Origin of the sequence: Marivirga sp., from assembly GCF_035704835.1 — a bacterium.
Lineage (GTDB): Bacteria > Bacteroidota > Bacteroidia > Cytophagales > Cyclobacteriaceae > Marivirga.
In genome coordinates this window covers 1-7,646 of record NZ_DASSWQ010000085.1, presented here as the reverse complement: position 1 = coordinate 7,646, position 7,646 = coordinate 1, and the positions used below count along the sequence as shown (strand labels likewise).

General features: G+C 33.3%; 7 protein-coding genes and 1 pseudogene. 3 read left to right on the top strand and 5 right to left on the bottom strand.

Annotated features, from left to right (window positions below; all coding sequences use genetic code 11):
- Nucleotides 1-170: 170 nt before the first annotated feature.
- The 3 genes from VFM92_RS15170 to VFM92_RS15160 all read right to left on the bottom strand — a co-directional run bounded on the left by VFM92_RS15170 (nt 171) and on the right by VFM92_RS15160 (nt 1,518).
- Entirely contained in the window at nt 171-464 is a 294-nt protein-coding gene (locus VFM92_RS15170) for a hypothetical protein (protein ID WP_325123075.1), read from the bottom strand.
- Nucleotides 461-694, bottom strand: a complete 234-nt coding sequence (locus VFM92_RS15165) for a hypothetical protein (protein ID WP_325123074.1) — start codon at nt 692-694, stop codon at nt 461-463. The genes VFM92_RS15170 and VFM92_RS15165 overlap by 4 nt, the downstream gene beginning before the upstream one ends.
- 572 nt (nt 695-1,266) lie before the next feature.
- Nucleotides 1,267-1,518: a hypothetical protein gene (locus VFM92_RS15160; protein WP_325123073.1), complete on the bottom strand. Its 252-nt coding sequence runs from the start codon at nt 1,516-1,518 to the stop codon at nt 1,267-1,269.
- 132 nt (nt 1,519-1,650) lie between these two features.
- Here VFM92_RS15160 and acs point away from each other — a divergent pair, with 132 nt between their 5' ends.
- The 3 genes from acs to VFM92_RS15145 all read left to right on the top strand — a co-directional run bounded on the left by acs (nt 1,651) and on the right by VFM92_RS15145 (nt 6,966).
- Nucleotides 1,651-3,546, top strand: coding sequence for an acetate--CoA ligase (gene acs / locus VFM92_RS15155; protein WP_325123072.1), 1,896 nt, complete (start codon nt 1,651-1,653; stop codon nt 3,544-3,546).
- A gap of 197 nt (nt 3,547-3,743) precedes the next feature.
- Nucleotides 3,744-5,909 carry a tetratricopeptide repeat protein gene (locus VFM92_RS15150; RefSeq protein ID WP_325123071.1) on the top strand — a complete coding sequence of 722 codons (2,166 nt, stop codon included), beginning with the start codon at nt 3,744-3,746 and terminating at the stop codon, nt 5,907-5,909.
- A 1-nt stretch (nt 5,910) separates the two neighbouring features.
- Complete coding sequence (locus VFM92_RS15145) at nt 5,911-6,966, top strand: potassium channel family protein (protein ID WP_325123070.1); 1,056 nt, start codon at nt 5,911-5,913, stop codon at nt 6,964-6,966.
- Here the strand turns inward: VFM92_RS15145 and VFM92_RS15140 are convergent.
- Together VFM92_RS15140 and VFM92_RS16955 are read right to left on the bottom strand one after the other, a co-directional pair.
- Nucleotides 6,963-7,169: a hypothetical protein gene (locus VFM92_RS15140; protein ID WP_325123069.1), complete on the bottom strand. Its 207-nt coding sequence runs from the start codon at nt 7,167-7,169 to the stop codon at nt 6,963-6,965. The two genes, VFM92_RS15145 and VFM92_RS15140, sit on opposite strands and share 4 nt — an antisense overlap.
- Nucleotides 7,170-7,356: 187 nt before the next feature.
- Nucleotides 7,357-7,497, bottom strand: a pseudogene (locus VFM92_RS16955) (transposase); the annotation flags it as partial.
- Nucleotides 7,498-7,646: the final 149 nt, after the last annotated feature.

The window sequence follows — 7,646 nt, the reverse complement described above, 5'->3', positions numbered from 1 at the left end:
CTTGATAATTCTTTCTTCCTTGCATGGCAAAATATAGCAAATAAAATAGACTTATACAACTGATAGTCAGATGTTTATATAGTATATATATATATATACTAAGTCTAAATTACACTACATTTGAGTTGTGCAACAGCCACAAGGATGCTCGAACCAGCAAGTGGTAAAATCTACAATTTTAGCTTACCTGGATCCTGACGAGTATCCCAAAATATTAAAAGCTCAACTTTTGTAGGTTGAATTTTATAATACAAGCTCACATGTGTTGTGACAACAGCTCGATATACATTTTTCTTGTTAGAATAGAAGTATTGTTTTGGATTCTTACTTATAAAATTTATCACTTCATTAGTTCGGGTAATAAACTTTGAAATTTCTTTTGAAGTCCAATTTTTATCCAGATAATCCAATACTAAAGTGTAGGTCAATTCAGCCTCAGGCAACCATTTGACCGTGTAATTCACTTTAGGTACTTTGATTTGAATTCACTAATGACATCGATATGGGGACGTCCTTCACCTCTTTCTGATTGTTCTAGAGCCCGATCTAAAGATGCTTTCAGATTTGGATGCAGGTCATCCCACCAATCATTACTTTTGTCAGCTTCTATCATGCCAGTGATTAATGTCAAAAATCTATCATCAGCTTGATCTACATATTCATGAATTTTCTTCCTTATTTCTAATGTATCCATATCACTTCATTTTTAACCAAATTAACAATTTTTAAGGATTATTTGGTTCAGGTTTACATATTAAGCTGGCAATCCATTATTATAGTTTGTGTTTTGTAAAGTATCCAAGTTTGAGCAATTTGTCTAAATTCCTAAAAAAAAGTCATAAACATAGTAATCTATTATTGATATTTTTTAGGTTTATCTACACTCTTCAAATCTATTCCAATTTTCCTCTTATCTATCTCAAGAAATTTCTTTAAACAATATGAACCTACTAGTTTATCATTAACATATAAACGAATTCCGAGGAAATATTTTTAACAATCTTAAATTCCATTGCCAAATCAATAGATTTGATGGTACTGACTTTATCATCAAAAATAATTTCATCTTCATATATTATCTTGACATTATCATTAAAGAATCCTGATTCAAAAAATAAATATGTAGAATCTAAGTTATCATTAATACATTCACTCCTTTCTGCTGAGTCACAAGAAAGAAAAAATATAATTATGACATTTATTAAAAAAAATATCTTTAACAGTTTCATCTATAAAAAATAACTAAAACATTTAATCACAGACACTTTAATTTCTTTTCCTTCTGGTACCTTCAATAAACTCTCTTACTTTATTGAATGGTGATAGGGAAAAATATCCAATAGCCAAACTCAAAAAACCAATGAAAATCACAAAATAACCTCCAACTGCAGTTTGTTGTTGGGTCAAATAATGTTGACCTACTTTTGAAATATCATACACTAACATTGCAATTCCTGTTACTAGGAATAAAAATCCAAATATAAAATAAATTGCTCCCGAAAATCTATTCTGGCTCATTCACGAAAATAATGAAATAAAAACATTATTTAAATCAACAATCCACCGAAACCACCACTACCATTTCATTTTAGCTTAAATCTTACTAAATTAAGTTCAAAATAAATTTGAGACATAGCTAATTGATATATTATGAGTGACAGAATTCATACCCTCAGTGGGTACATACACGAATACCAAAGAAGTGTGCATCAACCGGAGCAGTTTTGGTCGAGAATTGCCGATTCATTTCATTGGAAAAAAAGATGGGACAAAACAGTGGAATGGAATTTTGAAGAACCGAAAATTGAATGGTTTAAAGGTGCTCAATTAAACATAACCGAAAATATTCTAGAAAAAAACCTCTTCACACTGGGTGATAAACCTGCCATCATTTGGGAACCCAATGAACCAGGAGATGAAAATCAAATCATAAGTTATCGTCAGCTTTATGAAAAAGTAAATCAGTTTTCCAATGCCATGAAGGCAAAGGGAGTGAAAAAAGGCGATAGAGTTATCATTTATATGCCTATGGTGCCAGAAGCTGCAATAGCGATGTTGGCTTGCGCAAGGATTGGAGCGGTTCATTCCGTGGTTTTCGCTGGCTTTTCATCTAATGCTTTGGCTGATAGAATTAATGATTGTCAGGCTAAAATGGTCTTAACCTCAGATGGAAATTTCAGAGGTGCAAAATCAATTCCAGTTAAATCTTTGGTAGATGAAGCATTAGAAAAAACAACAACCATTGAAAATGTTATTGTATTTAAAAGAACTGGAGAAGATGTTGAAATGAAATCCGGCAGAGACATTTGGTGGGAAGATGCCATTAAAGGTCAATCTACTGAATGCCCGGCAGAAACCATGGATGCTGAGGATATGCTATTCATTTTATACACTTCTGGTTCCACAGGAAAGCCAAAAGGTGTGGTACATACATGCGGTGGTTATATGGTTTACACTAAATATTCCTTCGAAAATGTATTTCAATATGATCAGGGAGATGTGTATTGGTGCACCGCTGATGTTGGCTGGATTACAGGTCATTCTTATATAATTTATGGCCCGCTTTTAGCCGGAGCCACCACGCTTATGTTTGAAGGAGTGCCTACTTATCCTGATGCGGGTCGCTTTTGGGATGTAGTTGATAAATATAAGGTAAATCAGTTCTACACTGCTCCTACCGCAATTCGTGCTTTACAAGCTCACGGAACTGATCCAGTGGAAAGTAGAGATTTGAGTTCTTTGAAAGTAATAGGAAGCGTAGGTGAACCTATTAATGAGGAGGCCTGGCACTGGTATCATTCCCATGTAGGGAAAGGAAAATGCCCAGTTGTGGATACATGGTGGCAAACTGAAACGGGTGGAATAATGATTTCTCCGCTTGCTGGAATTACCCCTACGAAACCTTCTTACGCTACTCTCCCACTTCCAGGTGTTCAGCCAGTAATTGTGGATCCTGATGGGAATGAGCTAAAGGGAAATTCAGTTCAAGGAAATCTATGCATTAAATTCCCATGGCCAGGAATGCTAAGAACTACTTATGGTGATCATGAGCGTTGCAAAAACACCTATTTCGCTACCTATAAAGGAATGTATTTCACCGGAGATGGCGTGAAAAGAGATGAGGATGGCTATTACAGAATTTTAGGGAGAGTAGATGATGTCATCAATGTTTCTGGACATAGAATGGGGACTGCAGAAGTAGAAAATGCCATAAATGAGCATCCTAAAGTGATTGAATCTGCGGTAGTGGGTTATCCGCATAAAGTAAAAGGGCAGGGTATTTATGCTTATGTAATTTGCGACATGGAAAACAGAACGGAGGAAAACTTAATTAATGAAATAAGCGAAACAGTTCGTAATATCATTGGCGCTATTGCCAAACCTGATAAAATTCAAGTGGTTTCAGGATTACCTAAAACCCGCTCTGGTAAAATTATGAGAAGAATTTTAAGGAAAATAGCAGAAGGAGACACCAGTAATTTAGGAGATACTTCTACTTTATTAAATCCTGAAATAGTGGATGAAATTAAGTCTGGAGCCAAATAGTTCATCAAATAGCTCCTGAATTTTAGCAGGAGCTATTTTTCATTTTCACTTTTGATTTTTACTCTTTTTATACAAATAAAAATAATTAATATTATATTGGGGCTTCAATGAAGACTCTACAGTATCTTTTCATATTCACCTTAATAAGCACATTTTCTCTAGCACAAAATATTGATAGCTTGGAAAATAGGCTAAACATGGATTTAAATAAATCCGAAAAGACGGAAACCATCATTGAATTATGTGGTGCATATAGGAATTCAAATCCTAATGCAATGAGATTGTACGCGGAAGAATTGCTTACCTTATCTAGTGATGACACTACTAGTATCACTTATGCATGGGGACAATATTATTTGGGTGATTATTATTATTTAGTAGATGATTTCGCCAAAACTGAAAAATATTTTCTCACAGCTTACGAAATATTTAAAAACAAAGAGGATTTAAAAGGAGCATTAAAATCTTCCTCCTCTTTAGCTAATATATACTTTTTCAAAGACCGATACAAAACTGCACTTAATTTTGCCCAATCTGGATTAGACCTCGCTTATCAAGCTACTGATAAAGTTCAACAATCAAATTTACTTGCACTTATTTGTGATCTATATACTTATATGGAACGCTATAATTTAGCGATACAAAATTGTGTTCAATCTCTACAAATCAAAGAAGAACTGAAAATTGACCAAGGAAAAGAAATCACATTAAATACCATTGGTCTAATTTATCAGGAATTAGGAACCTTTGAAAAAGCAAAGGAATATCTCTACAATGCCTTAGCATTAGCGAAAAAAAATGGTGAACCCTATAATATTGCAACAACCCACAGTAATATTGGAAATTATTATTTAGCAACTGGTAATATTTCCCAAGCTTTAGAAAGTTTTCAAAGTGCTATGAAAATTGACTCCACTAGTCAAGACAAAACAGGTTTAGCATACTCATTTTTCGACATTGGAAAAGTATATCATTCTAAAGGAGAAATTGACCAAGCTATGGAAAGTTTTGAAAAAGCCAAAGCGCTTGCGCAGGAACAAAAAATGCCTGAACTCCAAGCCCGTATTGGAATTGAAATAGGTGAAATATTCATTAAAAAATCAAACTTCCAGTATGCGATACAAGAACTAAAAAACAGCTCAACAATAGCGCAAAAAATAAACTCCACTGGGATTTTGAAGGATACATATCAAAAGCTGTCGAAACTATATGATAAAATGGGTGATAACAATAATGCTTTAATATATATGAAACTCTTTATGCTTGAATCAGAAAGAAAGTATAAGGAGGAAAATATTAAAGCTATTGCTGAAATCGAAGCACTTTATAATATTGAGAAGAAAGAAAAAGAAATTGATCTATTAAGAAAAAACAATGCAATTCAGGCTTTGAAAGCAGAAAACAGAAGTTTTTTTATAGTTGCGCTTGGGGTTGGATTATTTCTATTAACTATTTTATTACTCATTCTTAACAATAGAAATAAATTAAAAAATCAAGCCAACCAGAGACTTAATGAGCAAAACAAAGCCATTAAAGAACAAAAGGAAGAAATCGAAGCCCAAAAAGAAGAACTTACTGCTAAAGGAAATGCTGTAGCTGAAAAAAACAGACAAATTACAGATAGCATAATTTACGCTAAAGAAATACAAGACTCTCTTCTTCCTCAAATTCAAACGATAAAAGAGATCTTGCCCCAGTCTTTTATTTACTTTAGACCTAAAGATATTGTAAGTGGCGACTTCTATTGGTTTGCCCAAATTAGTGATAAAATAGCCTTTGCATTAGTAGATTGTACAGGGCATGGTGTGCCAGGCGCTTTTATGACGATACTTGCAAACTCTCTGCTTAATCAAATTGTGATTGAAAGAGAAATTACTTCTCCTGATCTGATAGTTTCTCTACTAGACCAAAAAATTCAACAAAATCTACATCAACAGAATATTGAAAATGCAAATACAGATGGCTTGGATATCGCACTAATCATCATCGATCAGAAAAAAAATAAGATTTCTTTTACAGGTACAAAAATACCTCTTTACATATATAAAGATGGTGAAATAGAACAAATTTCTCCAGACCGAAATAGCGTAGGCAGTACACAGCAAATCAATAAGGTGTTTTCAAAAAAAGAAATTGAATATGACTCTGGAAATATGATTTATCTAAGTTCAGATGGATTTCAAGACCAGTTTGGCGGACCTGATAATAAAAAATTTATGAAAAATAATTTTCGTAATTTGCTTAAGAAAATTGGGGCAAATCCTGTGAGTGAGCAAAAAGATAAGTTAGAGGAGCAATTCATTAATTGGCGTGGTAGCAATCCTCAAACTGATGATATCCTTATAATTGGAATTAAACTTTGAGATGAATTTCAGAAGCTATAAAAGACTTATTTATTATTTATTAGCCTTCATTGGAGTCTTCCTTTTTCTCGTTTTTAATTTATTAGAGTTTGAGCTCCTTTCGGAAGAAGGGAAAATTGATAATTTATCAGACGCTTTTTGGTATTCAATTGTAACCCTAACTACTGTAGGCTATGGAGACCTTGTTCCCACCTCCACAGGTGGGAGAGCCATTGGTTACATTATGATTTTTTTAAGTCTGGGAGTTTATGGGTTACTGATAGGGCAAGTTTCATCAATCGTTGCAAATATAAAGGAAAATAAAAAAATAGGTATGTACGGAACAGATTTTAAAGATCATATAGTAGTGATTGGTTGGACTCATTTTGGCAAAACCGTAATTGACCAGCTAATTAAAGCAGGCAGAAAAGTAGCAATTGTTACCCGAAATAGAGAAAATATTGACCTATTAAAGGAACTCTATCAGGACAAAAATCTTTTTGTATTATATAGTGATTATGAAAATTTTGAATTGCTAGAAAAAGTCAACATAAGGCAATCAAATACTGTTTTCATAAATTTAGAAGACGATACAGAAAAGTTAGTTTACATTCTCAATCTTAAAAAAGTATTTGGAGGATTAAACTACACTGTGACACTTGAAAATTCCAACTTAAAAGAAACATTCATAAGTGCTGGAGTTACACACGCTATTTCAAGAAATGAAATTGCCAGCCGCTTGTTAGCAAGTTATATGTTTGAACCAGATGTAGCTTTATTTTCAGAAGAAATTCTTGCCTATCCAGTTACAGATTCAGATTATGATATGAAACAATTTAAAGTTATTGAATCGAATCCTTATAACGGACAGCAATATGATAAAGCTTTATATGATTTAAAGAAAAATGAAAATGTCATTCTTCTAGGACTAGTAAGAATTGAGAATGGGGAAAGAGTACTTTATAAAAATCCGTCAGAAAATTTTATTATCAAAGTGGACGACTATCTACTGATGCTAATGAATCAAAAAGCAGAAAAAATAATTAGAAAAGTATTTCAATTGGATGAAGGAATTTAGTCATCGATTCCATAAAATTCAAAATCTTTCCCTTTACCGTAGGCTGTTAGTTCACTAAGATTAAATTCTTCTAAGGTGGTCAGGTCTTTACAAACAAAATCTTTATAACCTGTGGCTTTGGTTACTCTAAACTCATGAACTTCACCATAATTTATCAAATAATAGTTCTTTCCGACCCTAACCGTTTCTATTGAAATTGACATTACAAAATTTCTTTCTTAACAAAAACACTTTTATATATTCATTTTCTTGAACTTGCAAAGTTATATTTAGTCAGCCCTTAAAAACCCCATAATATATCCCTTTTAATGGTAAAAAATTTTGATAACAGCTGAAACAGCTTTGATACATCTTTTGTAAATAGAGCCAAAGAGATGATTTCCATATGTTCATCATCCTTTTGAAGTTAAAGCCAGCTGCCGCAAGCATAATATTGATGTTGTCGCCCACTATGCCCTTGTAGAAGTTTCGATCCATTCGGTGCTCGTGTTTCACATGACCTATTATTGGTTCAATGGCTGCTCTTTTGCGATGTGCCTTTCTTAATTTATTAGTCATGTAACGGCTTTGGTTCTTGGCTGGGGCTTTTGGTACTAGTATTTGGGTATCTTCAATTTTACTAATGCCTCGGTATCCTCTGTCTACTGTTGCTATCTTCGGGAGTTTGCCGAGCATCTTTT